Genomic DNA, 26,626 nt, shown 5'->3' with positions numbered 1-26,626 from the left:
TATCAGCCAGCTCGGGTGTAGCGGGAGCGGAACGCGCGGCAGGGCACTGAAAGTGCCCTTAGCCCTTGAACCCCTTCGCCACCAGATAGACCTCACGCGAACGCGGGCGCGATGCTTCCGGTTTGCGGATCGACACCTTCTCGAACGAGCTGCGCACATCCTTGAGGAAGTCGTCCGAGCCTTCGCCCTGGAAGACCTTGACCACGTAGTTGCCGCCGGGCTTGAGCACCTGGCGAACCATGTCGAGGGTCAGCTCGACCAGGTACATCGAAGCGGCCTGGTCGGCGGCGGCGACGCCACTGATGTTCGGCGCGATGTCGGAGACGATCAGATCGGGCTGCCGGCCATCGAGCATGTCGAGGATCTGCTGAAAAACAGCGTCTTCGGTGAAGTCGCCCTGCACGAAGTCGACGTTGTCCAGCCCGCCCATCGGCAGAATGTCGGTCGCCAGCACCCTGCCCTTTTCACCGACGATACCGCCTGCCACCTGCGACCAACCACCGGGGGCCGAGCCGAGGTCCATGACCAGCATGCCGGGGCGTATCAACTTGTCCTTCTCGTTCAGCTCGATCAGCTTGTAGCTGGAGCGCGAGCGCAAGCCGTCCTTCTGGGCGCGTTTGACGAAGGGATCGTTGACGTGTTCATCCAGCCAACGACGGCTGCTTTTGGATCGTTTCATGATAGAGCCAACCACGGAGAATCAAGGTAAGACGCGGACCAACAGGCGCAGCAAGGTACAACCATTGGACGCAAAGTGGCGGCGATTATAAGCCGATAATGCCGCCCCGCGGGCGCTGGTCGCAGCACACAGGCCGTGGAAGGCCATCAGCGCAGCCTGACAGGCACGAGCGGCGACGGGTACAATCCGCGCCCTACTCCCCGCCCCTTCTTCTTCCTCTGCCGGAGTCACCGGCCAGGATTACCGCCATGATTCGCATCAACGAGCTGTCCCTGCCCCTTGATCATTCCGCCGATGAGTTGCGCCAGGCCATCGTCAAACGCCTGAACATCAGCGACGCCGATCTGCTGAATTTCACCGTATTCAAGCGCAGCTACGATGCGCGCAAGAAGAACAGCGTCATTCTGTTCATCTACATCATCGATCTGGAGGCCCGCGACGAGGCGGCCATCCTGGCGCGCTTTGCCGATGACCACAACGTGCGTCCAGCGCCAGACACCAATTACTACCCTGTGGGCCAGGCGCCAGCCAATCTGAGCGAGCGCCCGCTGGTGGTGGGCTTCGGCCCCTGCGGACTGTTCGCCGCGCTGCTGCTCGCACAGATGGGCTTCAAACCCATCGTGCTCGAGCGCGGCAAGGATGTGCGCAGCCGTACCAAGGACACCTGGGCGCTGTGGCGCAAGAAGGTCCTGACGCCGGAATCCAACGTGCAGTTCGGCGAGGGCGGCGCCGGGCTGTTCTCCGACGGCAAGCTCTACAGCCAGATAAAGGACCCCAAGTTCTACGCGCGCAAGGTTGTGCACGAGTTCGTTCGTGCCGGCGCACCGGCCGAGATCATGTATGTGAGCAAGCCGCACATCGGCACCTTCCGGCTCACCGGTGTGGTCTCGACCATGCGCGAGGAAATCATCGCCCTCGGCGGCGAAGTGCGCTTCGAGAGCAAAGTGACCGATCTCGTGATCAACGATGGCCAGCTCGAAGGCGTGGTGCTGGCCAGCGGCGAGACGATCAAGAGTCGCCATGTGGTGCTGGCGCTGGGGCACAGCTCCCGCGATACCGTGCGCATGCTGCATCGCCAGGGCGTGTTCATCGAGGCCAAGCCGTTTGCCATCGGTTTCCGCATCGAACACCCGCAGGGCATGATCGACCAGGCCCGGCTGGGCAAGTACGCCGGCCATCCGGAGCTGGGTGCTGCGGACTACAAGCTGGTGTACCACGCCAAGAACGGCCGTGCGGTCTACAGCTTCTGCATGTGCCCGGGCGGCACCGTGGTGGCCGCCACCTCCGAGCCAGGCCGCGTGGTGACCAATGGCATGAGCCAGTACTCGCGCAACGAACGCAATGCCAACGCGGGCATCGTGGTAGGCATCAACCCTGAGCACGATTTCCCCGGCGACCCGCTGGCCGGCGTGGAGCTGCAGGAGCGCCTGGAATCGCGCGCTTATGAGCTGGGTGGCAGCGATTACTGCGCCCCCGCGCAATTGGTCGGCGACTTCATTCGCGGCGTGCCATCTACCGCGTTCGGCGAGGTCGAACCCTCCTACAAACCGGGCGTGCGCCTGGGCGATCTGGCGCCCTCGTTGCCCGAGTATGCAATCGAGGCCATCCGCGAAGCGCTGCCGGCGTTCGGCAAGCAGATCCGCGGCTTCGATCGTGCTGATGCGGTGCTTACCGGCATCGAAACCCGCACCTCGTCGCCGGTGCGCATCACCCGTGACAACGAGACGTTGCAAAGCCTCAACCTGCGCGGTCTGTATCCGGCCGGTGAAGGCGCCGGTTACGCCGGCGGCATTCTCTCGGCAGGCGTGGATGGCATCAAGGTCGCCGAGGCGCTGGCCAAGTCGATGCTGGCTGAAGTGGAACACACCGAAGTGCAGAGCAACTGAGCGCCGACCTGATGAAACTCGACGACATCAAGAAGCTGCACCAGAAAAAGTACCGGGCCGAGTTCGGGCATTTTCTGGTGGAGGGCGAGCATCTGGTGCTGGAGCTGCAGAAGGCGGCCTTGCATAACCCGCTGCTGCAACGCAGCGAGCTGTATGTGACCAGCGCCTACGAGCACTGGCAAAGCCCGTTCAAGCCCCACCTGATCAGCGATCGCCAGATGGCGCAGATCGCCGATACCAAGACCCCGCAGGGCATCGTTGCGCTGGTGCCGATGCCAGCGACAGGCGCGCCGGTTGCTGCGCCCCTCGCGGGCGAGCGCGCCATCTACCTGCATGAAATCCAGGACCCGGGCAATCTGGGCACCATCCTGCGCACCCTGGCCTGGTTCGGTAATTTTCGCTGCCTGCTCAGCCCCGGCAGCGTCGACCCGTACAACCCAAAGGTCGTGCGTTCGAGCATGGGCGCTATCTTTCATGCGCCGATGGAGCTGGATGTTGGACTGGATTCGTTGCACACCCGCTTCCAGCGCATCGCCTGCCTGGATATGAGCGGCGAGCCGGTGCAATCGGCGAGTTTCCGCGCCTTCGATTGCTACCTGTTCGGCAACGAAGCCCGCGGCGTGCCACGCGAACAGCTGGCCTCACTCAAAGCCCAGCCATTCACGATTCCTGGGTGTGGCGCCATCGAATCGCTGAATCTGGCGGCAACAGTCAACATGTGCGCGTACGAATTGAGCAGATAGCCGCTGCTTGAGGTGGGCTGCACTATGCAGCCTGCTCGCCGCCCAGGGGTATGCGCACCGTGAACGTGGTGCCGCTACCGGCCATCGACTCGAACTCGATACTGCCGTGGTGAGCATCGACTATGGCGGATGCGATATACAGTCCAAGGCCGAGCCCCGCACCCGCACCGTACTCGGCGTTGCCGCTCTGGATGTGACGCACCATCGGATTGAAGAGGCTGCTTTTTGCCGATTCGGCGATGGGCCGGCCGACGTTGTGAACCGTCAGCGCGGCGATCCCCTCATCGCTTTTCAGGCTGACCGTGATCGGTGTCCCCGCCTCGCCATGCTCGACGGCGTTGCCAATCAGATTGGCAATCACCTGCTCCATTCGCGATTTATCGAACTGCCCAGGAAGACTCGGCTCCGACTGCAGGACGATCTGTCGGTCGGGGTTGTATGCCCTCGCCTCTTCAACCATGCCTTCACACGCGAGCGCCAGATCTTCGCTGTCCATGCGCACCGGGATGCCTACGCCTGAGTGCGTGCGGGTAAAGTCCAACAGGTCGCCGACGATCTTGATGGAGCGTTTCACGCTCGTATAGATACGCGACACGTTGATGGTCGGCTTTGGGGGCAGATCCCCTGTGCGTAGCAGTACGTCAGCACTCAGCAATATGGCGCCGAGGGGGCTTCGCAGGTCGTGGCCCAATATGCCGAGAAAGACATTTCGCGCGGCATCCACGGCGTCCGCATAGCTGACCACAGACTCGGCGAGGGACTGATCGATCGCTTCGTTGAAACGGACGATGTCCGAAATCTCGTGCTCTTTCGACGCAGCATCGGACGACATCCACAGGACCAGCACACTGGTGCGCAATGCCCGGTACTCGGCGATGACCTGCGCGATCGTGAAGCCCGAGGAATAGCGGATGTCGGCGTGGGTTTCCGCGGGAGTGGCATCTCGTGAAGGCGACGCCTTCCCATGGGATTTGGCGATCCGCGCCTTCACCGATTGGGCCGTGCGCAGATCGGCGGCGATCGCCAGCAACATCTGCTCCGCATGGTCCCGCAGCGCCACCGAATCCATGCCGTTGGCGGCGGGTGTCATCGTCTTGGCGAAGTCTTCCCACTGCTGAAGGATGGGTTCGATGTTTTCCAGAATGAAATCGGCCAAGCGCATGGTTTGCTCCTCGTGACTGAAACGGATGGTTGTAGCGACGACAGGTGTGTCAGTGAGGAGCGGAAGCCGAGACTACAGGGAAGCAGCGCCAGCAGTAGTAACTTTTAGCCGGCCGGTTTGCCTGAACGCGCTTGCTCATATCGGGCTACCAGCATTCGCGGATAACAGCCGAAAAATAAAGCTGCCCTTTGCGCGAGTTAACAGTTTTGCGCTTGTCGCGGTGCCGGTCGATGACAGCCCTACGAGCCCCACGCATCATGCTCGCTCGACGTCGTGCCGCAGGGCCCTCGCATGCAACCTACCCTTTCTGATTCATTGCTTGACTACGCCGGGCAAAGCTCGCCAGGGCGCAGGCGCAGCCATAATGAAGATGCACTGCTCTGCGCGCCGGAGCTGGGGCTCTGGGCCATCGCCGACGGCATGGGTGGGCATCAATGCGGGGAGGTTGCAAGCAGCCTGGCACTGTCTGCACTGCAGCAGGCGATCGAGGGCGGCGATTCGCTGCAGACAGCGGTTCAGCACGCCAACCAGGCAGTACTTGACGTGGCTGTGGACGACGGCATGGGCACCACGCTGGTCGCAGCACATTTCAAGGGTGCCGACTTCGAACTCACCTGGGTCGGCGACAGCCGCGCCTATCTGGTCACCTCCAACGGTATCGAGCAGCTTACGCGGGACCATAGCTGGGTGCAGATGATGATCGACGCCGGGGAGCTGAAGCCGGCCGAGGCTCAAGGCCACGCCTGGCGCAACATCATCCTGCGCTGCCTGGGACGCGAGGCGCCGCTGGAGGTCGGTGCCCACAGCGGCACCCTCAAGCCCGGCGAGCTGCTGCTGCTATGCAGTGACGGCCTGACCAACGAGCTGACCGACGCGCAGATCCATGCCAGCTGCACCTTTGCCGATACCCTCGAGAACCTGGTGGAACAGCTGATCGACCAGGCCAATGAACACGGCGGCCGCGACAACATCTCCTGCATCGTGATCGGCCGCACCGCCCCCCTCCCGGCGGCCGAGTCCCGCGGGCGGCGCTTCATCAACATGCTGTTAAAACCCCTCAAGTCGTAAGCAAGCGCGAGTTTCTACAATGCATCGGATGCTGGAAATACCGGGCTATCGCCTGCACAAGCGGCTCGGAAAAGGCGGAATGGCCGAGGTCTATCTGGCCACCCAGCTGTCGCTGGATCGCGAGGTGGCCGTCAAGGTGCTGTTGCGCACGGAAGATGCAGCGTTCACCGAGCGCTTCATCCAGGAAGGCCATATCGTCGCCTCGCTGCGCCACCCGGCCATCATCACCATCCACGACATCGGCCAGATCGCCGATGGCCGGCACTACCTGGCCATGGAATACCTCGGCGGGGGCGACCTGGCGCAACACCGCGGCATCGTCTTCTCACCATCGCGCGCGCTGGACATCATCCGTCAGCTGGCCGGCGGCCTGGCGGTGGTGCACGACGGCGGGCTAGTCCATAGAGACGTGAAGCCAGCCAATATTCTCTTCCGTGACGACGGCAGCGTGGTGCTCACCGACTTCGGCGTAGCCAAGGCCGTAGAGCTGGATAACGAGCTCACCCACTTCGGCATCGCCGTCGGCAGCCCTGCCTACAGCAGCCCGGAGCAGGCGCAGTGCCAGCCACTCGATGCGCGCAGCGACATCTACAGCCTCGGCGTGATACTCGCCGAGATGCTCACCGGGGCCAACGCGTTCCGCGCCAGCAGCTATCCGCAAACCGTGCTCAATCACCTGCAGATGCCATTGCCGCAACTGCCGCCAGCGCTCGCGCCCTACCAGCCATTGCTCGACCGCATGCTGGCCAAGCAGCCGGACGAGCGCTTCGGCAATTGCCGTGAGCTACTGGCGGCCATCGACACGCTCACCGAGCCGGACATGGACCAGACCCGCATCGCACCGGCGGCATTCATCGAGGCGCCGACCAGACGCCGCCGTCGCCGTCGTGGCATCGGCCGCTGGGCGGTGATCGGTGCGGCGCTGATCGTGACAGTCGCCGCATTGGCCGCCGGCGGCTACCAGTGGCTGCAATACAGCCGCATCAACGACTACCTCACGCGCGCCGAGGCACGCCTGGATGAGGGGCAACTGACTGCACCGGCGTTCGACAATGCCGACTACTACTACCGCCAGGCCCTGCGCCTGGATTCGGACAATGTCGAGGCCCTCGACGGCATACGCCGCGTGCTCGATGCGCGCATCGCCCAGGCACTGGAACTGGCGGCGCAACGGCTGGCAAACGATCAGTTGCTGCAACCCGCCGAAGACAGCGCGGTGCACTACTACCAGCAGGTGCTGGGCTGGTTGCCGGAAAACGAGGTGGCCCGCAACGGGCTGGTACAGGTCAGCGAGCGTTATGTCGAGCTAGCCGAAGCAGCCTACGGGCGCCGCGAGTTCGCCCTTGCGCTGGAGTACATCCAGCAGGGGCTGGAAGCCACCCCGGACTATGCGCCCCTGCTCGCGCTGCACGACGCGCATGCTCAGCGGGTTGCCAAGGCCCGGGCCCCGCGCCCGGTGAAACGCACAACGGCCAGCACCTCACGCGCCGCGCCGACCAACACGCAGACCTCGCAAGCGCCGGCCAACCCGGTCAAGCGCCTGTGGAACCGGATATTCAACCAATAATTCGCCGAGCGCCGTTTGGCTCAGACCGTCGCCCGCTCCGCTAAAAGGTACCGCGCCATGCTCAGGATCCACTTCGCTGACAATCGCCAAAGTCCGGTCTGGCTTGCCGATGAACGCTTCACCCTCGGTTCGGACCGCAGCAACAAACTGGTGGCCAACGACACCGGGGTCGCGCCATTTCACGCCGAACTGCTGCTGGAAAACCGCTTCTATTACCTCACCGACCTCGGCACGCCTGGCGGCACCTACGTCAATGACGAGAAGGTCGGCGAGCGCTACCAGATTCGTTCCGGCGACCGCCTGCGCCTGGGCGCGCTGGAATTGCAGATCGTCGATCCGGCCAAGGCGGGCACCAAGCTGGCGAGCGCCCCGCGCTGGCTGTTGCAGGTGGTCAAGGGCGAGAACCAGGGCCACAAGTACCACATCACCGGCTCGATGACCTTTGGCCGCTCGGTGAAATGCGAACTCTGCTTCAGCGATGCGGAGCTGTCCCGCCGCCACGCGGAGTTCTACCTCAAGGGCGATGTGCTGGAAGTGAAGGACCTGGCCTCAGCCAACGGCCTGCTGGTGAACCGCGAGAAGGTCACGACCGCTGTGCTGCAGCCGGGCGACCAGATCCAGCTGGGCAATACCACACTGCTGGTGATCGGGCCCAAGGTCAGCACCCCGGAAGTCGTCGACGAAGACGCTACCGTATTCGTCCGCGCCACCGACCTGCCCGCCACGGTCGCCCCCCAGCCGAAACCTTCCCGCCCCCGCCCTGCCACGCCGAACCCGCTGCACGCGGCGGCACCTGTTGCCGCCGCTCCTGCTCGTGAGCCAGGTAAATCCGCATGGCGCCTTGGCATGCTGCTCGGCGCGCTGGGGCTGGCCATTGTCGCCGGGCTGGTTGCGCAGCAGATGATCTAGCAACTAACAGGCTTGAGCGGCGGCCATGCAGTGCCGCTTTCTGCCCTAGCAGCCGGCGCCTGCCCGATGAAACCTCGGCACCTGATCAATGACTACCAACGCTACCCTCGCCCCCGACGCAGCGCCCGCAATCCTTCGAGGACCAACACCACAATCGCCGCCCAGATCGCCCCGTAGGTCAGCCACTGGTCCGGCGCGATGCTCTCGCCAAGCAGCAGCGCCACGACCACCAACAGTACCGGCTCGACATAGCTGAGCAGGCCGAACAGGGTCAGGCTGAGGTATTTGCTGGCGTTGATCATCAGCCCCAGCGCCAGCGCGCTGAGCGCGCCCAGGCCGGCGATCAGCAATGTCAGGCGGGGATTGCCGGCAAGCAGGTTCAACGTTTCACCGCTGCCTAGGACGAACAGCGCAGCAACCGGCAAGCTGATGACCAGGTCGACCCAGAGCCCGCCAAGACTGGCGGTGCCGAGCTTGCGGCGCAGAACGAAGTAGCACGGGTAGCCCAGGGCAACGGCGAGTACCGGCCATGACAGTGACGAAGCCAATAGCAGCTGGTTGCCCACGCCCACAGCCGCCAGCAGACAGGCCAGGCGTTGCAATCGACTGATCGTTTCGCCGAAAACCAGGCGCCCGGTAAGTACCAGTGTCAGCGGCAGCAGAAAGTAGCCGAGCGAAACGTCCAGCCCGTGGCCGTTGATCGGCGCCCACATGAACAGCCACAGCTGCAAACCGACCAGCGCCGAAGATAGTGGCAGCGCTAGCCACAGTCGCGCCTCTGCCGGTACGCGCACGAGGATCTCGCGGACCTCGCCCCAGCGACCGATGGCGAGCAGTAGCAACGCCAGGCAGGGTGCGGTGAGCAGAATGCGCCAGCCGTAGATCTGCTGGCCACTCAGCGGCTCGAGCAGCGACGTGTAGTAATACAGCGTCGCGAAGAGCATCGAAGCGCCCAGCGAGCCTGCCACGCCCACCAGGCTATTGCGGCTTTCCATGGGGTATCCCGCGTATCAGAACGTGACTAATCGAACGCCAGAACCCCGCATCAGGGCTCGGCCTGGCTCCACTGCTTGTTCAGGCGCTTGTCCGAAACCGCCATCCTGGTGCCAAGCTGCTGTGCCCAGAGCGAGACGCGATATTCCTCGAGCATCCAGCGATACAGCGCCAGCTCGGCATCGCGCTTGCCTTCCTGCAAGTGCTTCTTCAGCCGTGTCTGGTACTGCTCCCAGTAGCCGGCCAGCTCGCCGGACCAGACGCGATCACGCTGCAGCTGCGCACCGATCTTCTCGAAGCGTTGCTCGATGGCCTTGAGGTAGCGCGGGTACTCCTTCAGCCACTCGGCAGGCGTTTCGCGAACAAAGCCCGGATAGACCAGGTTGCCCAGCTGCGCCTTGATGTCGTTCAGCGCCACCGCCTGGGCCAGGTCGATCTTGCCCTTGAAGCGCTTCTGCAGGCCGTGCCAGTGCTTGAGTATTTCCAGTGTCAGGCGCGCCAGGCGTTCGGCATGCGCGGTCCAGTCGCCGCGCTTGCGCTCGGCCAGGGACGCCAGTGCGGCGCCGTCACGCGGTAGCTGGGCTTCGCCGTCGAGGATGCAGCTGTCGAGGCTGGCCAGCAGGATGTCCTCGACCAACGCATCGACCTTGCCCATGTCACGGTAGAGCAGGCCCAGTTCGGTGAGCCCCGGCAGCTTGTTGCGCAGGTACTTGGCCGGCTCCGCCAGCTGCTGCAACAACAGGCGCTGCAGCGCGCGACGATGTTGCCACTCGGCCTCGGCCTGGGTCGGGAAACGGCCTTCCTTGACCACCCCTGCCTCTTCCACCAGCGCCGGGTAGACGGTCATCGACAGCCCGGCCATCTTCGCCTGGGCCTTTTCTGCGACCTGGGCAAAACCCTTGGCTTCGACCGGCTTCTGTTCGGCCTTCTGCTGCTGCGGCGCCAGGGCGGCCTGGCTGGCCTCGGCGAAGCGCGCGGTGAGCTCAGCCAGATCACGCCCCTCACCGAGGAACTTGCCGCGGGCGTCGACCACCTCGATGTTCATCTTCAGATGGCTTTCCAGACCGGCTGCCGCCTCGGCCCAGGCGTCGTCCGATACGCGTGCACCAGTCATGCGCAGCAGTTCACGGCCCAGCGCCTCCGGCAGCGCGCCTTCACCGAAGGTGATCTTGGCCAGCGCGGCGCCGACGAAATCCGGCACCGGTACGAAGTTCTTGCGCAGTGCCTTGGGCAGGTTGCGCACCAGCGCCACCGCCTTCGTTTCCAGCAGCCCCGGTACCAGCCAGTCGAGCCGCTCGCTGCGCAATTGCGGCAACAGCGGCGCCGGGACGCGCAAGGTCACGCCATCGCGCGGGTGGTTGGGCTCGAAATGGTATTCCAGCGGCAACTGCAGCTCGCCGATGCTTAGGTGGTCCGGGTACTGCGCGGCGGTGACTTCGCTGGCCTCGCGGGCGAGCACGTCTTCCTCGCGCATGATCAGCAGCTGCGGGTCTTTCTGGCTTTCGCGCTTGTACCAGTTCTCGAAGCTGGCGGTCTGGTAGATGTCCGCCGGCAGGCGCGCAGCGTAGTAGGCGAATAGCGTTTCCTCGTCGGCGAGGATGTCGCGTCGCCGCGCCTTGGCTTCCAGCTCGTCGAGGCGTTCGAGCAGCTCGCGATTGGCGCTGAGCGCTCGCGCACGGCTGTGCATCTCGCCGCGTACCAGCCCTTCGCGGATGAACAGCTCGCGGGCAGCGGGCGGATCGATGGGGCCGTAATGCACGGGCCGACGGCCAACGACGATCATGCCGTAGAGCGTTACCTGTTCGTAGGCCACCACCTGTCCGCGCTTCTTCTCCCAGTGCGGCTCGAAGTGGTTCTTCTTGATCAGGTGGCCGGCCAGTGGCTCGATCCAGTCGGGCTCGATCTTGGCGACCATGCGCGCGAACAGCTTGGTGGTTTCCACCAGCTCGGCGGCCATCAGCCAGTTGGGCTTCTTGCGCCCGATCACGCTGGAGGGATGCACCCAGAAGCGCCGCTGGCGCGCGCCGAGGAAGTCGCCCTCCTCGGTCTTGTTGCCGATCTGGCTGAGCAGGCCGGCGAGGATCGCCTTGTGTACAGCCGCGTAGCTCTTGGCCTTCTGCGCCGCCTCGCTGGCTTCGGCCTGCTGGCGTAGGATGACGTTGACCTTGGTGTCGGTGGTCGGTGCGGGAGCGCCGGCGTGTTCCGGTGCTCGCTCCGCAGTGTTCTTTTCGCGGTCGAGACCACTCCCACGGGTATCGCCGCCCTTGTGGGAGCGGTCTTGACCGCGATTCTCCGCGGGAGCGCCAAGCTTGAGTTCACGGGCAATAAGCGTCAGCTGGCGATGCGCGTCGCGCCATTCACGCAGACGCAGATAGTTGAGGAAGTTCTTCCGGCACCAGGTGCGTAGTGGGTTGGAGCCCAGCTCCTGGCGCTTTTCCTCAAAACCGCGCCAGATATTGATCAGCGCGGCGAAGTCCGAGTCGGGGTCCTTCCACTGCGCATGGGCCTGATCGGCGGCCTGCTGGCGGTCGGCCGGACGTTCGCGCACGTCCTGCACCGAGAGTGCGCTGGCGACAATAAGCACCTCGGCCAGGCTGCCCTGCTGTGCGGCTTCGAGAAGCATGCGACCCAGTCGCGGGTCGATCGGCAGGCGCGCCAGCTGGCGGCCCAGCGGGGTCAGCTGGTTCTCGCGATTGACCGCCGAGAGCTCCTGCAACAGGTTGAAGCCGTCGCTGATGGCCTTGCCATCGGGCGACTCGATAAAGGGGAAATCCTGAATGTCGCCCAGGCGCAGATGCAGCATCTGCAGGATCACCGCGGCGAGGTTGGTGCGCAGGATCTCCGGATCGGTGAATTCCGGCCGGCCGAGGAAGTCTTCCTCGCTGTAAAGCCGAATGCAGATACCCGGCTCGACCCGCCCGCAGCGCCCCTTGCGCTGGTTGGCGCTGGCCTGGGACACCGCCTCGATCGGCAGCCGCTGAACCTTGGCGCGGTAGCTGTAGCGGCTGATGCGCGCGGTACCGGAATCGATCACGTAGCGGATACCGGGCACGGTCAGCGAGGTCTCGGCGACGTTGGTCGCCAGCACGATCTTGCGCCCCGGTCGCGGCTGGAAGATCTTCTGCTGCTCGGCCGGCGTCAGCCGCGCGTACAGCGGCAGCACCTCGGTGAACTTCAGATTGGCCTTGCGCAGCACCTCGGCCGCGTCGCGAATCTCGCGTTCACCGGGCAGGAACACCAGCACATCGCCGGGGCGCTTGCCGACGCTCTGCTCGTGGGCGGCGATCTCGTCCAGCGCGGCGAGGATGCCCTGGTCGACGGTGAGGTCGTCCTCGACCCGATTGCCGTCCTCGTCGATCTCGGCCGCCAGTGGCCGATACCAGGTTTCCACCGGATAGGTACGCCCGGATACCTCGACGATCGGCGCACCGTCGAAGTGCTGACTGAAACGTTCGAGGTCGATGGTCGCCGAGGTGATGATGACCTTCAGGTCCGGCCGGCGCGGCAGCAGGGTCTTGAGGAAGCCCAGCAGGAAATCGATGTTCAGCGAACGCTCGTGGGCTTCGTCGACGATGATGGTGTCGTAACGCTCGAGGAAACGGTCGTGCTGTGTCTCGGCCAGCAGGATGCCGTCGGTCATCAGCTTGATCAGCGAGCTGTCCTTGCTCTGATCCTCGAAGCGCACCTGATAACCCACCAGCTCACCCAGTGGCGTGCTGATTTCCTCGGCCACGCGAGTGGCGACGCTGCGTGCCGCAAGCCGGCGCGGCTGAGTATGGCCGATCAGCCCGTGCACGCCACGGCCGATCTCCAGGCAGATCTTCGGTAGCTGGGTGGTCTTGCCGGAGCCGGTCTCACCGGCAATTACCAGCACTTGATGCTTTTCCAGCGCGGCCTTGATCTCGTCGCGCTTGGCGGCGATTGGCAGGCTATCGTCGTAGCGAATGCGCGGCACGCTCTGCCTGCGCGCCTCGACCTTGGCGGCGGATGCCTGAAAACGCTCCAGCCACTGGGCCAGTTTGGCCTCGTCCGGCTGCTTTCTCAGCTCGTGCAGCTGCCGGCGCAGGCGGTGGCGATCAGCGAACAGGGCCTGGTCGAGATTCTTCAGCAGGGTATCGATAGCGGGCGTTGCGTCGGTCATGGACAGCCGTGGGGCAATTCGAGAAGGGCGCGATTGTCGCAGATTTGCCCGGCCGGCCGAAGGGAAAGGGTTTGTGCAGGGACCGCGCCGGCATGCCGGCGCGGTGTTCAGCCGATCAACGGATCCAGTGACCCCAGCGCGACTTCTCCTGTACCTGCTGGATGCGCATGCTGCCAATGCTCTGCTCGGCCGCTGCGGCGATCTCGTCATCGATCATCTTGGTCGACAACGAGAGCCAGCTGGTGGCGAAGGCCAGCGCATCACCGTGCAACTCCAGCGCCTCGGTGGAGATGTTGCCGAGGTTGTCGCATTCGTTGTGATAGCACGGATCGAACGGCTGGCCGGCTGCGCCGCCGTAACGCTGCGCCTGTTCCTCGGTCTTGATGTCCTCGGCACCGGTGAACAGACCGCCGAAGGCAATGCCGTCCTCGAAGAACTGTGCGTAGTCGGAGCGGAAATCGATCTCGGTGCCTTCAGACGGCGCATTGCGCAGCTGGAAGTAGGTGCGCAGCAGGCGTTCGATGGCGGCCGAGCCGGGTGGCCCCTGCAGGCCGAAGTCGGAACCATCGCCGTCATAGATGAAGTTGGCGTAGTTCGGCGAACCGATCATGTCGACGTTCAGGTAGGCCTTGATGCGCTGCTTCTGCTCATCCGGCAGCTGGTTGACGTAGTAGGTCGAACCCACCAGCCCCGACTCCTCGGCCCCCCACCAGGCAAAGCGTACCTTGTTTTCCGGCCGCGCCTTGCTCATCAGCAGGGCCATTTCCAGCAGCGCAGCGCTGCCCGAGCCGTTGTCGTTGATGCCCGCCCCTTCGAACACCGAGTCCAGGTGCGCGCCGACCATGACCACGTTGCCCGGATCGCCGCGGCGCGTTTCGGCCAGCAGGTTGTAGGTCTCGGTCTGCTCGCGCACCACGTCGACGTTCATGCTCAGTTGCAGCCCCGCGGTCTGCGACCAGGCCACGCCGTTATCGTAGGTCGAGAACATCACCGGGATGCCGCCGCTGTAGTCCTCGCCCAGGGTTGCGACCAGCAGCCCCTTGCGGTCCTCGGTGTCACCCTGGTTGAAGATGATGGCGCCAGCCGCACCGGCCGCCGCGGCATTGCTCGCCTTCTGCCCGAACGGACAGGTGCCGCGCTGCATCAAGGCGATGGCACCGGCCGGGAAGCCGGCGAAGTCCTCGGGCTCACAGCCGCTGGTGGAGGTGTTGCCAGCGCCGAGAGCCAGGTCGACCGGCACCACCGGTGCGGTGACACTGCCCGGATCGGTCTGATCGGCGTAGGTGAAATCCTCCTCCCAGACGTACTGCGCCGGCTGCGGCGCCACGGCGCTCAGCGTGCCGGGGCTGACCGGATAGAACGCAAGGAACGGGAAGGCCTGCACTTCGACGCGATAACCGGCGCGCTGCAGGCGGCTGCGCACGTAGTCGATCGACGCCTGATAACCGGGCTGACCTGACGCACGATTGCCGTCGTTCATCGTGGCGATGTCCTGCAACGCCTCCAGGTGCTTCATGACGTTGCTCGCCTGCATGCAGCGCGGCAAACCGACCGGCGTACCAACCAGCAACGGCGAACGGCACAACGCCGCGTTGGGCTTGTCCGGCGTCCAGAAGTCGTTGAATTGCGGGATGTCTACCTGCGGCGCCGCAAACGCGACGCTGCCAGTAAGTAATGCGAGAGAAGCAACTACCCGAACAGCATTGTTTTTTTTGTGCATGGGTAACTCATCCTTGCAACGGATTGCTGGGCAGGCCGCCTGTGGCTTGCGCCATCGTCCCCTACTGCTTTCAGCGGACGCGGCCATAGGGAGCTAGACCGAACGGCCGCCGTCTCGGTTCTGAGACAGCCGCCCGCCGGTAGCGCCGTTGATCGGGTTGCAGGGAACTTCATCGAGGCGCTTCAGTGGCGCCTTACGGAACGGTGCTGCGAACAGCGCCGTTCAGAAACGGCGACAGACGTTGCACCTGCCGCCGGAGAACGTCGAATCAGATTCGGAACTGACCGACCAGCTGCTGCAGTTGCACGGTCAGTCCATTCAGCTCGCGGGAGGTCTGAGCTCCCTGAGCGGCGTCGCTGGCCACACCGTCCACCGCATCGGCAATGTGGTGCACGCTGCGGTTGATCTCCTCGGCCACGGCGGTCTGCTCTTCGGCGGCGGCGGCGATCTGCGCGTTCATCGAGTTGATGGTGCCGATCAGTGCGGAGATGGCATCCAGTGACTCACCGGCCTGGTTGGCCTGGTCACGGGTGCTCTCGCCTTTCTCGCCAGCGCGCAACATGGTGGCGACGGTGTTGGAAGTGGCGCTCTGCAGACGGTCGATCATGCCCTGGATTTCACCGGTGCTCTGCTGGGTACGGCTGGCAAGGGCACGTACTTCGTCGGCGACCACGGCGAAACCGCGACCTGCCTCACCGGCACGGGCTGCCTCGATGGCCGCATTGAGCGCCAGCAGGTTGGTCTGCTCGGCGATGGCGCGGATCACGTCAAGCACACCAACGATGCCTTTCACGTCCTGCTGCAGCCCTTCCAGCGACTCACCGCTACCACGCAGCTCGCCCACCAGTTCGTGAATGTGGCGGATGCTCTGATCGACTACCTGCTTGGCCGCAACGCCCTGCTGATCGGTCTGCTGCGCCGCTTCGGCGGCACGCTGGGCGCTCATCGCGACCTCGTGGGCCGCGGCCGACATCTCGTTGATCGCCGTGGCGACCTGATCGGTCTCGCTGCGCTGGTCGGCCATGGCCTGTTCCGAGCGCTGCGCCTGGCTGGCCACCGCACCGACCAGCCCGCTCAATTGCGTGGTGGTGCCGGCGACCTGCTGTACCAGCGAATGGATCTTCGCGACGAAGCGGTTGAACGACATGGCCAGCTCACCCAGTTCATCCTGGCTGGTGATCGGTAGTCGCTGGGTCAGGTCGCCGTCGCCCTGGGCCATGTCATCCAGATTGCGCTTGATCAGCAACAGCGGACTGAGCAGGGCATTGCTCATGAAGACGGCTAGCAGCGCCATCAACGCCAGCAGCGCGAACGCCGAAACCAGCATGATGGCTACCAGCCCGTCGATGCGCTCCTGGAACTCTGCCCGCGCGGCCTGCACGTCGCGCTCGACGCCATCCAGGTTCAACGATGTGCCGAAGACCATGTTCCATTTGGGCAGGAATTCGGCATAGCCGACCTTGGGCACCAGCACACTGCTGTCACCCAGCACGAAGCTGTAGTCGACGTAGTGGCTGCCGTCCTGGCCGGCGCGCACCAGCTCGCGAATGGCGTAGACACCGTTCGGGTCACGGTAGTCGTAGAAGCTCTGGCCGATCTTGTCCTTGGTGTTGCCCTGCAGGATGCGCACGGCCTGGGAGTCATAGCCCCAGAAATAGCCGTCCTTGCCGTAGGACATCCGCTCGAGAATGGCCACCGCCTGATCGCGCGCCTGCATGTCGCCTTCGGCGGAGCGCTCGTGGATCGGCCCGATGGCATTGCGCGCAAGCTCGACGTAATGCTTGAGCTCGGCACGCCGATCCTGAATGAGGCTCTTGCGGGTGTGCTCTTCCTGCTGTTCGGCCAGTGCGCGCAATTCATAGACGGCGATGCCGCTGAGGAGGATGGAGAGCAGTAGAATCGGGCCCAGCGTGAGCAACAGCAGCTTCATTCGTAAACGAAGATTGGAGAGCATTCTGATCGATCCCTTTAGGTACCTGGAGCAAGAGAAATTGCGACAAAAAACAGGCGCCACTTAAGCACCAATTGCGCAAGTACCTTCGGGTTGTCGACCTGGCGGGAGCTTTCTTTACCCCATGAACGACGAAACCCTGCCTGGCAGGGTTTCGCAATGGCCCGTCCTAGAGCGGCTTGTCGATCAGATGCGGAACTGTCCCACCAGCCGCTGGAGCTGTTCGGCCAGACCATTGAGTTCACGTGCGGTTTGCGCGCCCTGGGCGGCATCGCTGGCCACACCGTCCACCGCGTCGGCGATATGGTGCACGCTGCGGTTGATCTCCTCGGCCACGGCGGTCTGCTCTTCGGCGGCGGCGGCGATCTGCGCGTTCATCGAATTGATGGTGCCGATCAGTGCGGAGATGGCATCCAGCGACTCCCCGGCCTGATTGGCGTGATCACGAGTGCCCTCGCCTTTCTCACCGGCGCGCAGCATGGTGCTGACGGTGTTCGAAGTTGCGTTCTGCAGGCGATCGATCATGCCCTGAATCTCGCCGGTGCTCTGCTGCGTGCGGCTGGCCAGCGCCCTTACCTCGTCAGCCACCACCGCGAATCCACGCCCCGCCTCGCCGGCACGGGCTGCCTCGATGGCGGCATTGAGCGCCAGCAGATTGGTCTGCTCGGCAATGGCACGAATCACGTCGAGCACGCCGACGATGCCTTTCACGTCCTGTTGCAGTCCCTCCAGCGACTCGCCGCTGCCGCGCAGCTCGCCCACCAGTTCATGAATCTGGTGAATGCTCTGGTCTACGACCTGCTTGGCCGCAAGGCCCTGCTGATCGGTTTCGCGCGCGGCCTCGGCGGCACGCTGGGCGCTCATCGCCACTTCGTGGGCAGCGGCCGACATCTCGTTGATTGCCGTGGCCACCTGGTCGGTTTCGCTGCGCTGATCGGCCATGGCGTGCTCTGAACGCTGCGCCTGGCTGGCGACTTCACCCACCAGGCCGGTCAGCTGCGCGGTGGTTCCGGCGACCTGTTGCACCAGCACGTGGATCTTCTCGACGAAGCGGTTGAACGATGCCGACAGCTCACCCAGCTCGTCACGGCTGGTAACCGGCAGGCGATGAGTCAGGTCGCCATCGCCCTCGGCCATGTCGTCGAGGTTCTGCTTGATCTGCAGCAGCGGCCGCAGAATGGCATTGCTCATCAGCACCGCGAGCACGGCAACGAGGATGAGCAGCAGCAGCGCGGACCCAAGCATGATCAGCGTGAGACTGTCGATGCGCGCCTGGAAGGCTGCCCGAGCCTCACCGACATCGCGCTCGACGTCATCCAGGTTCAGCGAAGTGCCGAATACCAGGTTCCATTTCGGCAGGTACTCGGCATAGCCGACCTTGGGCACCAGTGCATTGCTGCCCGGCACGGCGAAACTGTAGTCGACGTAGTGGCTACCGTTCTGACCCGCCTTGACCAGTTCACGAATCGCATACACGCCATTCGGGTCCTTGAAGTCGGCAAAGTTCTCACCGATACGCTCGCGGGTAGCGCCCTGGAACACGCGAACGGACTGCCCGTCGTAACCCCAGAAGTAGCCCTCGCGGCCGTAGGTCAGCCCTTCCAGCAGCGCCACGGCCTGATCGCGGGCCTGCAGGTCGCCTTCGGCGGAGCGCTCATAGATCGGCGCAATCGCATTGCGGGCGAGCTGCACGTAACTTTCGAGTTCGGCGCGGCGGTCGCGGATGAGACTGGCGCGGGTCTGCGTTTCCTGCTGGTCAGCCAGATCCTGCAGCTCGATCACCGCAACGCCGCTGAGCAGGACAGCGAGCAGCAGAATCGGGCCAAGGGCAAGCAAGAGCAGTTTCACTCGCAATCGTAGTGATGACAGCATCTGGAAATCCCCCATGAAAAACGCGGTTAAGTAGTGCCATTGTGCCACCGACTACATAATGAGGAGAACGCTACCAAGCGCTAATTCAAACTGTGACGGCCGCTGCCGATGAACGCTGTTCGCAAAAACGAAAAAACCCCGCCGAGGCGGGGTTTTTTCGTCGAGGTACGAGTACTACTTCTTGTGGCCCAGCTTGCGCAACTCTTCATCACGCAACTCACGGCGCAGGATCTTGCCGACGTTGGTGGTCGGCAGGCTGTCGCGGAACTCCACTGACTTCGGGCGCTTGTAGCCGGTCAGGTTATCGTGCATGTGCTGCATGACCTGCTCCTTGGTCAGGCTCTCCCCCGGCTTGACCACCACGAACAGCTTGATCGCCTCACCGGACTTCTCGTCCGGCACGCCAATGGCGGCGCACTGCAGTACCCCTGGCAGACCGGCAAGCACGTCTTCCAGCTCGTTGGGATAGACGTTGAAACCGGAGACCAGAATCATGTCCTTCTTGCGGTCAACGATGCGGATGTAACCGTCTTCCTGAACCACACCGATGTCGCCCGACTTGAACCAACCTTCGGCGTCGATCACTTCGGCAGTGGCCTCGGGGCGCTGCCAGTAACCCTTCATCACCTGCGGGCCCTTGATGCACAGCTCGCCGATCTCGCCTTGCGCCAGATCCTGGCCATCGTCATTGATGACCTTGAACTGCGTCGAAGGAACCGGAATGCCGATGGTGCCGATCTGGATGTGCTCGATCGGATTGACCGAGGCCACCGGGCTGGTTTCGGTCAGGCCGTAGCCTTCGCAGATGGGGCAACCCGTCACCTGTTTCCAGCGCTCGGCCGTCGCCAGCTGCAGCGCCATGCCGCCCGACAGGGTGACCTTGAGCGCGGAGAAATCCAGCTTGCGGAAGTCTTCGCTGTTGCACAGCGCCACGAACAGCGTGTTGAGGCCGACGAAGCCGCTGAAGCGATACTTCGACAGGTCCTTGATCATCGCCGGCAGGTCGCGCGGATTGGAGATCAGGATGTTGTGGTTGCCGCTGAGCATCATCGCCATGCAGTGAAAGGTGAAGGCGTAGATGTGGTAGAGCGGCAGAGGGGCGATCAGCACCTCGCTGCCGTCATTGAGGTTCGACCCCATCAGCGCCTTGCACTGCAGCATGTTGGCCACAATGTTGCGGTGGGTCAGCATCGCGCCCTTGGCGACGCCCGTGGTACCGCCGGTGTACTGCAGCACGGCGACTTCATCGCTGCTTGGCGATACGTCCCGCACTGCCTTGCCACGGCCCAGGGCCAGCGCGTCGTTGAGCTTGACCGCCTTCGGCAGGCTGTAGGCCGGAACCATCTTCTTCACATGCTTGACCACCGCGTTGATCAGCATGCGCTTGAGCGGCGGCAGCATGTCGGCGACTTCGGTGATGACCACGTGCTTGATGCCGGTCTTGGGCAGCACTTCCTCGGCCAGATGCGCCATGTTGGCGAGGCAGACCAGCGCCTTGGCGCCGGCGTCGTTGAACTGGTGTTCCATTTCCCGCGCGGTATACAGCGGGTTGGTGTTGACCACGATGAGGCCGGCGCGCATGGCCCCGAACACCACGATGGGGTACTGGATCAGGTTGGGCAGCTGCACGGCGATACGGTCGCCGGGCTGAAGATCGGTGTTCTGCTGCAGATAGGCGGCGAAATCGCCGGACAGCTTGTACAGCTCACCATAGGTCAGGGTCTTGCCAAGATTGCTGAAGGCCGGCTTGTCGGCGAAACGCTCGCAAGACTGCTTGAGCACAGCCTGGATGTTCTGATACTCGTCGGGATTGATCTCGCTGGAGACACCAACAGGATACTTATCCTTCCAGAAGTTATCGGTCATGAACCCCACTCCTAAGCAACAGCTTTATTACTGCGCGATGGCAGCTGTTTTGTTGTGATTTGTTAACTTTTGTACCACTAATCGGGCTAAAAGCGTGCCCGAGGTTAGCAGCTTTGCCCAGGAGCGAACAGAGTCCGGAACGCGTTGATTCGACATAAAGTGACCGGAACATATGTCCCGGTCACTCAATTTGAGCCGCCCTCTGCGGGCTGCGCCTGTCGTTATCAGGCGCTTTCACGCAACTCGCGGCGCAGGATCTTGCCCACCGGCGTCATCGGTAATGCATCGCGGAAAACGTAGTGCCGCGGCATCTTGTAGCCGGTGAAATTCTCCCGGCAATAAGCCTGCAGTTCTTGCTGGGTGAGGGTCGGATCGCTGGGCACGACGAACAGCTTGACCGCCTCGCCGGATTTCTCGTCCGCGACACCGATAGCGGCGCAGGCGGCGACCTTCGGGTGGGCCATCACCACGTCCTCGATCTCGTTGGGGTAGACGTTGAAACCGGAGACGATGATCAGGTCCTTCTTGCGGTCGACGATGCTGACGAACCCGTCCTCGTCGATCACCGCGATGTCGCCGGTCTTCAGCCAGCCCTCCTCGTCCAGCACCTCAGCCGTAGCTTCGGGACGCTGCCAGTAGCCCTTCATCACTTGCGGCCCCTTGACGCACAGCTCACCGCGCTCGCCGAGCGGCAAGGCGTTGCCTTCGTCGTCGATTACCTTGACCGTGGTACCGGGCACCGGTAGCCCCACCGTGCCGAGGCGCGAATGTTCGCCATGAGGATTGGCGCAGACGACCGGCGAGGTTTCGGTCAGGCCGTAGCCTTCGACAACGGTGCAGCCGGTCATGCTCTTCCAGCGTTCGGCGACTGCCGATACCAGGGCTGTACCGCCGGAATTGGTGCCTTTGAGCCGGGAGAAGTCGATCTTCTTGAACTGCGGGTGAGCCATCAGCGCGACGAACAGCGTGTTGAGCCCGAGGAACGCGGAGAACTGCCAGCGCTGCAGTTCCTTGACGAAGCCATTGATGTCCCGCGGGTTGGTGATCAGCACGTTGTGGTTGCCGGTCACCGTCATGCACATGCAGTTAACCGTGAAGGCGTAGATGTGATACAGCGGCAGCGGCGCGATCATCACTTCCTGACCTTCACGGATGACCGGGTGGCCCTGATCGTCCAGCTGCTGCATGTTGGCCCGCACCTGCTGCATGTTCGCCACCAGGTTGCCGTGGGTCAGCATCGCGCCCTTGGCCACACCGGTCGTACCGCCGGTGTACTGCAGCACGGCGACGTGGTCGAGTTCCAGCGGCGCGGGCTTGTGGCTGTGGCGTGCGCCGTCGCGCAGCACATCCTTGAAGGAAACGGCTTGCGGCAGGCTGTAATCCGGCACCATTTTCTTCAGGTGCTTGACCGCCGCGTTGACCAGCGCGCCCTTGAGCGGCGGCAACATGTCGCCGATGCGCACTTCGATCAGGTGCTCGATGGCGGTATCAGGCAGCACCTCCTGCACGTGGTGGCCGAAGGTATTGAGATACACCAGCGCCCGCGCGCCGGAATCCTGGAACTGGTGGCGCATCTCCCGCGCGGTGTACAGCGGGTTGGTATTGACCACGATGAGGCCGGCACGCAGCGCACCGAACACCGCGATGGGATACTGCAGCAGGTTGGGCATCTGAATGGCGATGCGGTCGCCGGGTTGCAGATCGGTGTGGTGCTGCAGCCAGGCGGCGAAAGCGGCGGAGTGGCGCTCCAGATCGGAGTAGCTGAGGGTGACACCCATATTGCTGAATGCGGGGCGGTCCGCGTGGGTCTTGCAGGCTCGCTCGAACACTTCGACGACCGAGCGGTAAGCACCTAGATCGATGTCGTTGGGCACGCCAGCAGGGCGTTTGTCATTCCAGAATTCAGGCTGCATTGTTATTGGCCTCTTTACCTGAGAGTGTCTGGCCCGCGCACAGCGGGCTCTGGCGAACTTATCAGGTCAGCGTCGCGACGCAACAGTCCAAGCCGCACAAATCACTGCCGTGAATCTTTCGTCACGCTGCCGGGACGGCCTGCACTCGGGACAATCGTGCTGCATGCCTCTAGAATGCAGCCCCAGCGCGCAAGTACCGGGCTGTGCCGGTTGCGCGAAACCTGATTCGATCAGGCGCAGCAGTTGACGCGCCCCGCCCCAGCATCTGAGGACTGTCCATGAGCACCATCAGCAACACGCCCTACGCCGAACTGGAAGTCGGCCAGCAGGCGAGCTTCGAAAAACACGTAGAGGAAAAGGACATCCAGCTGTTCGCGGCCATGTCCGGCGACCGCAACCCGGTCCACCTGGATGCCGAGTTCGCGGCTGGTACGCTGTTCAAGGAACGCATCGCCCATGGCATGTTCAGTGGCGCGCTGATCAGCGCCGCCGTGGCTTGCACCATGCCGGGCCCGGGCACCATCTATCTCGGCCAGACCATGAAATTCACCCGCCCGGTGAAGATCGGTGACACCCTGACCGTGCGCCTGGAAATCCTCGAGAAGCTGCCGAAGAACCGCGTGCGCATCGCCACCCGCGTGTTCAACCAGAACGATGAGCAGGTGGTCGATGGCGAGGCGGAAGTGCTCGCGCCACGCAAGCAGGAGACCGTAGAACTGAAGGAGTTGCCGCCGATCACCATCGGTTGAGCCTTCCACGTTCAGTGTCCCGTCGCGTGACGGAGGCAAGCTGAGGGCGCCTGTTTGGCGCCCTCTTCATTTCCAGCAATCCCTCCGCCTGCCCGGCACGGGCGACAAGCAGAACGCCATTACGGCCTTGGCCTACGCCCCGAGCAGTTCCCCAACGGAGGATGCGTATCGGATACCCCGCGCCGACCATCCAGCGAGCAGTACAAGAAGAACAACAACGGGACCCTCACCCATGCTCACTCGCTCGATCGCTTATCGGCGCCTGGCGGCGCTCGCCCTTGCCGGCTTCTCACTGGCCATGCAATCCGCTTCGGCTACCCCGCTCGACCCTGGCCCCGACGAGGCCCTGCTCTACTATCAGCGCGCCGATGGTGACTACAACGGTTGGGGACCACATCTATGGAATACCCCCGGCTGCAACGGAAGTGCGACTGAAACCAGCTGGGCGCAACCGCTCGCGGCGGTGGATACCGACCTGCGGTACGGCGCCTTGTACCGCATTCCACTGAGCGCCAATGCCAGCTGCCTGAATCTGATCATGCACAAGGGCGACGAAAAGGACCTGGGCGGTGGCGATCTGACCTGGCGCTTCGACGAACTGGGCCGCCGTGTCTTCACGGTCAGCGGCAACCCGCAATTGTCCAGCACGCCGCTGAGCGGCAGCGCGGTGGCGGTCAAGGGCGCTCGTGCACACTGGCTCGATCCGTTCACGCTCGCGCTGGTGGGCGGCGCACCGGGCGCCAGCCGCGTCGAACTGCGTTATGCACACGATGCCAGCATTCGCGTCGACGGCGAGGCGCGCACCGTGAGTGGCGGACAGGCCCTGGCGATGCAGCCGTCCAGCCTGCGCAATGGCCTCAGGCGCCAACACCCGCATCTGGCCGAGGCATCCGCTTACCGAATCAGGGCTGGGGTGAAGGACATCCGCCGCGCGGTGATGAGCCAGCTGGTGGTGATCGCCTATGACGCAGACGACCGCGTTATCGACGCCACCGAAGTGCAGACCGCCGGCATTCTCGACATGCTGTTCGCCTACAACGGTGAGCTGGGCGCGACGCTCAATGCCAGCGGTGTGTCCTTCAAGCTCTGGGCACCGACCGCGCAGCGGGTTCGCCTGCACGTCTTCGATGCGTCCAAACGACTGCTACCCGGCTATCCGAAGCCTATGCGGGAGCGGCTCGGCGTCTGGAGTCTTGAAGGCCCGCGCTCACTGGATCGCCAGTACTACCAGTACGAAGTCACAGCCTACCGACCAAGCAGCGGCAGGATCGAGACGACGCTCGTCAGCGATCCCTACGCCCTGAGCCTGTCGCGTAACAGCCAGTACGCCCAGGTCGTCGACCTGAACGCCGGCGACCTCAAGCCAGCTGGCTGGGATGCCGTGCGTCCGCCACATCCGGGGCGCCCCGAAGCGAGCGTGATCTACGAAACCCATCTGCGCGACTTCAGCGCCAGCGACACCAGCCTGCCGGCCGCGCTGCGCGGTACCTACGCAGCGTTTACCCACCAGAACAGCAACGGCATGCGGCACCTGCGCGACCTGCAGAAGGCCGGGCTCACCCACGTGCAGCTGCTGCCGGTGTTCGACATCGCGACCATCAACGAAGACCCCGCTCGGCGGATCAACCTGGACGATCCCTTCGCCAAGCTCTGCGACCTGTCGGATGCGGCCCGGGAGCGCTGGGCGCAGTACTGTGGCGCAGCGAGCATTCGTCAGGTGCTAGAGGGCTTCGACCCGGCCAGCGGTCAGGCGCAATCGCTGTACAACGACCTGCGCGGCCTGGATGACTTCAACTGGGGCTACGACCCCTTCCACTTCACCGCGCCCGAGGGCAGCTACGCCAGCGATGCCGAAGGCGTGCAGCGCATCATCGAGTTCCGCCAGATGGTGCAGGCCTTGGCCGGCAATGGCCTCGCCACGGTGATGGACGTGGTCTACAACCACACCAACGCTTCCGGCCTGGCCGACAAGTCCGTCCTGGACAAGGTCGTACCCGGCTACTACCACCGCCGCAACCCGACTACCGGCGCGGTGGAAACCTCGACCTGCTGCGAGAACACCGCCAGCGAGCATCGCATGATGGCCAAGCTGATGATCGACTCGCTGAAGGTCTGGGCACGCGACTACAAGATCGCCGGCTTTCGCTTCGATCTCATGGGTCACCATATGCGCGAGCAGATCGTCGACGCGTATCGCGCCGTTCGCCGCATCGATCGCGACACCTATTTCTACGGCGAAGGCTGGGAGTTCGGCGAGGTCGCCGGCAATGCACGCGGCATCAATGCCAACCAGCTGAACATGGCTGGTACCGGCGTAGGTACCTTCAACGACCGGCAACGTGATGCGGTCCGTGGCGGCAGCCCATTCGACGGCGGCGAGAGTATTCGTCGCAACCAGGGCTTCGCCAACGGGCTCTATCTGCGACCCAATGAGCTGAGCGGCGCCGGAGCTCAGGAAAAAGCGCAACTGCTGCACGCCACTGACTTGATCCGCGTCGGCGTTGCTGGCGGGCTACGCGACTTCCAATTCGTGACCGCCGACGGCAGCACGCGCAAAGGCAGCGAGATCGACTACAACGGCCAGCCCGCCGGCTATACGCTGGACCCGCAGGAAACCGTCAATTACGTCTCCAAGCACGACAACCAAACGCTGTGGGACAACAACCAGTACAAGTTCGCCAGCAGCCTGTCGGTTGCCGACAGGGTGCGCCTGCACATGGTGGCGCTGTCGGTGCCGCTGTTCAGCCAGGGCGTGCCGTTCATCCATCTCGGCTCCGACATCCTGCGTTCGAAATCCATGCAGCGCGACAGCTACGACTCGGGCGACTGGTTCAACGCGGTGCATTTCAGCTACCAGGACAACAACTGGAACAAGGGCCTGCCGCGCGCGGACAAGGACGGCGACAACTGGCCGCTGATTCGCAGGATCATTGTCGACCCGCAGGCCAAACCGGGCACCACCGACATCGTCGCGGCGAAACGACGTTTCCTCGAGCTGCTGAAAATCCGTAGCGACAGCGCACTGTTCCAGCTCGACAGCGCCCGCGAGGTACAACGGCGCCTACAGTTTCACAACACTGGCCCCGAACAGCAGCCCGGCGTGATCGCCTTCAGCCTGGCCGATGGCCCGCGTGACGGCCGCGATCTGGACCGCCGCTACAGCTCGCTGATGGTGGTGATCAATGCCTCGGACAGGCCGGTTCGCCTGCCGGGCGCGGACGGCTACGAGTTGCATCCGGTGCTGAAGGGTTCGGTCGACCCGATCAGCCGCCAGGCCAAGGTCACCAGTGGGGAGTTCGAGGTCCCGGCGTTCACGACGACGGTGTTCATCCAGCCCCAGACCCGTCGATAAATCGCGCGCAAAAAAAAAAGGCGACCATAGGTCGCCTAAATGCCTTGCGTGCTCT

At 63.7% G+C, this 26,626-nt stretch carries 16 protein-coding genes; 7 read left to right on the top strand and 9 right to left on the bottom strand.

Going from position 1 to position 26,626, the window contains the following annotated elements; all coding sequences use genetic code 11:
• Window positions 1–58 precede the first annotated feature (58 nt).
• Window positions 59–679: a 23S rRNA (uridine(2552)-2'-O)-methyltransferase RlmE gene (gene rlmE, locus IEG05_RS13300; protein ID WP_003300908.1), complete on the bottom strand. Its 621-nt coding sequence runs from the start codon at window positions 677–679 to the stop codon at window positions 59–61.
• Window positions 680–927: 248 nt separating this feature from the next.
• Between rlmE and IEG05_RS13295 the strand changes: the two genes are divergently transcribed.
• Window positions 928–2,565, top strand: coding sequence for an NAD(P)/FAD-dependent oxidoreductase (locus IEG05_RS13295; RefSeq protein WP_046620686.1), 1,638 nt, complete (start codon window positions 928–930; stop codon window positions 2,563–2,565).
• An 11-nt stretch (window positions 2,566–2,576) separates the two neighbouring features.
• Window positions 2,577–3,308, top strand: a complete 732-nt coding sequence (locus tag IEG05_RS13290; RefSeq protein ID WP_046620685.1) for a TrmH family RNA methyltransferase — start codon at window positions 2,577–2,579, stop codon at window positions 3,306–3,308.
• Between the two features lie 22 nt (window positions 3,309–3,330).
• On the opposite strand, the gene IEG05_RS13285 is transcribed toward IEG05_RS13290, so the two are convergent.
• Window positions 3,331–4,470: a sensor histidine kinase gene (locus tag IEG05_RS13285; protein WP_046620683.1), complete on the bottom strand. Its 1,140-nt coding sequence runs from the start codon at window positions 4,468–4,470 to the stop codon at window positions 3,331–3,333.
• Window positions 4,471–4,761: 291 nt separating this feature from the next.
• On the opposite strand from IEG05_RS13285, the gene IEG05_RS13280 reads away from it, so the two are divergent.
• The 3 genes from IEG05_RS13280 to IEG05_RS13270 are packed head-to-tail and all read left to right on the top strand — an operon-like array spanning window position 4,762 to window position 8,014.
• The gene (locus tag IEG05_RS13280; protein WP_046620681.1) at window positions 4,762–5,538 is read left to right on the top strand and encodes a PP2C family protein-serine/threonine phosphatase; all 777 of its coding nucleotides are present in this window, start codon (window positions 4,762–4,764) and stop codon (window positions 5,536–5,538) included.
• Window positions 5,539–5,557: 19 nt separating this feature from the next.
• Window positions 5,558–7,105 carry a serine/threonine-protein kinase gene (locus tag IEG05_RS13275; protein ID WP_046620680.1) on the top strand — a complete coding sequence of 516 codons (1,548 nt, stop codon included), beginning with the start codon at window positions 5,558–5,560 and terminating at the stop codon, window positions 7,103–7,105.
• A gap of 57 nt (window positions 7,106–7,162) precedes the next feature.
• A complete protein-coding gene (locus IEG05_RS13270; RefSeq protein ID WP_046620678.1) occupies window positions 7,163–8,014 on the top strand; it encodes an FHA domain-containing protein in 852 nt (283 codons plus the stop codon).
• A 101-nt stretch (window positions 8,015–8,115) separates the two neighbouring features.
• Here the strand turns inward: IEG05_RS13270 and rarD are convergent, their stop codons facing one another.
• The 7 genes from rarD to fadD2 all read right to left on the bottom strand — a co-directional run bounded on the left by rarD (window position 8,116) and on the right by fadD2 (window position 22,470).
• Window positions 8,116–9,009 (bottom strand): EamA family transporter RarD, encoded by an 894-nt coding sequence (gene rarD / locus IEG05_RS13265; protein ID WP_046620676.1) that lies wholly within the window; start codon window positions 9,007–9,009, stop codon window positions 8,116–8,118.
• A 50-nt stretch (window positions 9,010–9,059) separates the two neighbouring features.
• On the bottom strand, window positions 9,060–13,148 hold the full coding sequence (gene hrpA / locus IEG05_RS13260) for an ATP-dependent RNA helicase HrpA (protein WP_046620675.1): 4,089 nt from the start codon (window positions 13,146–13,148) through the stop codon (window positions 9,060–9,062).
• 115 nt (window positions 13,149–13,263) lie between these two features.
• Window positions 13,264–14,868 carry a M28 family metallopeptidase gene (locus IEG05_RS13255; RefSeq protein WP_046620672.1) on the bottom strand — a complete coding sequence of 535 codons (1,605 nt, stop codon included), beginning with the start codon at window positions 14,866–14,868 and terminating at the stop codon, window positions 13,264–13,266.
• Between the two features lie 268 nt (window positions 14,869–15,136).
• Window positions 15,137–16,822 carry a methyl-accepting chemotaxis protein gene (locus IEG05_RS13250; protein ID WP_046620671.1) on the bottom strand — a complete coding sequence of 562 codons (1,686 nt, stop codon included), beginning with the start codon at window positions 16,820–16,822 and terminating at the stop codon, window positions 15,137–15,139.
• A 183-nt stretch (window positions 16,823–17,005) separates the two neighbouring features.
• The gene (locus IEG05_RS13245) at window positions 17,006–18,691 is read right to left on the bottom strand and encodes a methyl-accepting chemotaxis protein (RefSeq protein ID WP_046620669.1); all 1,686 of its coding nucleotides are present in this window, start codon (window positions 18,689–18,691) and stop codon (window positions 17,006–17,008) included.
• A gap of 174 nt (window positions 18,692–18,865) precedes the next feature.
• Entirely contained in the window at window positions 18,866–20,557 is a 1,692-nt protein-coding gene (gene fadD1 / locus IEG05_RS13240; RefSeq protein WP_041013253.1) for a long-chain-fatty-acid--CoA ligase FadD1, read from the bottom strand.
• Between the two features lie 224 nt (window positions 20,558–20,781).
• Window positions 20,782–22,470, bottom strand: a complete 1,689-nt coding sequence (fadD2, locus tag IEG05_RS13235) for a long-chain-fatty-acid--CoA ligase FadD2 (protein WP_046620665.1) — start codon at window positions 22,468–22,470, stop codon at window positions 20,782–20,784.
• A 278-nt stretch (window positions 22,471–22,748) separates the two neighbouring features.
• On the opposite strand from fadD2, the gene IEG05_RS13230 reads away from it, so the two are divergent.
• Both IEG05_RS13230 and pulA read left to right on the top strand, forming a co-directional pair.
• Complete coding sequence (locus tag IEG05_RS13230; protein ID WP_014821189.1) at window positions 22,749–23,219, top strand: MaoC family dehydratase; 471 nt, start codon at window positions 22,749–22,751, stop codon at window positions 23,217–23,219.
• 232 nt (window positions 23,220–23,451) lie between these two features.
• A complete protein-coding gene (gene pulA / locus IEG05_RS13225; RefSeq protein WP_046620663.1) occupies window positions 23,452–26,571 on the top strand; it encodes a pullulanase-type alpha-1,6-glucosidase in 3,120 nt (1,039 codons plus the stop codon).
• The last annotated feature ends 55 nt before the right edge of the window (window positions 26,572–26,626 follow it).

It is taken from the genome of Stutzerimonas kunmingensis (genome assembly GCF_014764705.1).
GTDB lineage: Bacteria > Pseudomonadota > Gammaproteobacteria > Pseudomonadales > Pseudomonadaceae > Stutzerimonas.
The sequence above is the reverse complement of the archived record's forward strand: the minus strand, read 5'-3'. Positions and strand labels throughout refer to the sequence as shown.

Excerpts from the sequence above, each read along its gene's own strand:
- IEG05_RS13255 (WP_046620672.1), bottom strand. The coding sequence starts at position 14,868 with ATGCACAAAAAAAACAATGCTGTTCGGGTAGTTGCTTCTCTCGCATTA.
- IEG05_RS13270 (WP_046620678.1), top strand. The coding sequence starts at position 7,163 with ATGCTCAGGATCCACTTCGCTGACAATCGCCAAAGTCCGGTCTGGCTT.
- IEG05_RS13245 (WP_046620669.1), bottom strand. The coding sequence starts at position 18,691 with ATGCTGTCATCACTACGATTGCGAGTGAAACTGCTCTTGCTTGCCCTT.
- IEG05_RS13295 (WP_046620686.1), top strand. The coding sequence starts at position 928 with ATGATTCGCATCAACGAGCTGTCCCTGCCCCTTGATCATTCCGCCGAT.
- IEG05_RS13285 (WP_046620683.1), bottom strand. The coding sequence starts at position 4,470 with ATGCGCTTGGCCGATTTCATTCTGGAAAACATCGAACCCATCCTTCAG.
- rarD (WP_046620676.1), bottom strand. The coding sequence starts at position 9,009 with ATGGAAAGCCGCAATAGCCTGGTGGGCGTGGCAGGCTCGCTGGGCGCT.
- hrpA (WP_046620675.1), bottom strand. The coding sequence starts at position 13,148 with ATGACCGACGCAACGCCCGCTATCGATACCCTGCTGAAGAATCTCGAC.
- IEG05_RS13290 (WP_046620685.1), top strand. The coding sequence starts at position 2,577 with ATGAAACTCGACGACATCAAGAAGCTGCACCAGAAAAAGTACCGGGCC.
- fadD1 (WP_041013253.1), bottom strand. The coding sequence starts at position 20,557 with ATGACCGATAACTTCTGGAAGGATAAGTATCCTGTTGGTGTCTCCAGC.
- IEG05_RS13280 (WP_046620681.1), top strand. The coding sequence starts at position 4,762 with ATGCAACCTACCCTTTCTGATTCATTGCTTGACTACGCCGGGCAAAGC.
- IEG05_RS13275 (WP_046620680.1), top strand. The coding sequence starts at position 5,558 with ATGCATCGGATGCTGGAAATACCGGGCTATCGCCTGCACAAGCGGCTC.
- rlmE (WP_003300908.1), bottom strand. The coding sequence starts at position 679 with ATGAAACGATCCAAAAGCAGCCGTCGTTGGCTGGATGAACACGTCAAC.
- IEG05_RS13250 (WP_046620671.1), bottom strand. The coding sequence starts at position 16,822 with ATGCTCTCCAATCTTCGTTTACGAATGAAGCTGCTGTTGCTCACGCTG.
- IEG05_RS13230 (WP_014821189.1), top strand. The coding sequence starts at position 22,749 with ATGAGCACCATCAGCAACACGCCCTACGCCGAACTGGAAGTCGGCCAG.
- pulA (WP_046620663.1), top strand. The coding sequence starts at position 23,452 with ATGCTCACTCGCTCGATCGCTTATCGGCGCCTGGCGGCGCTCGCCCTT.
- fadD2 (WP_046620665.1), bottom strand. The coding sequence starts at position 22,470 with ATGCAGCCTGAATTCTGGAATGACAAACGCCCTGCTGGCGTGCCCAAC.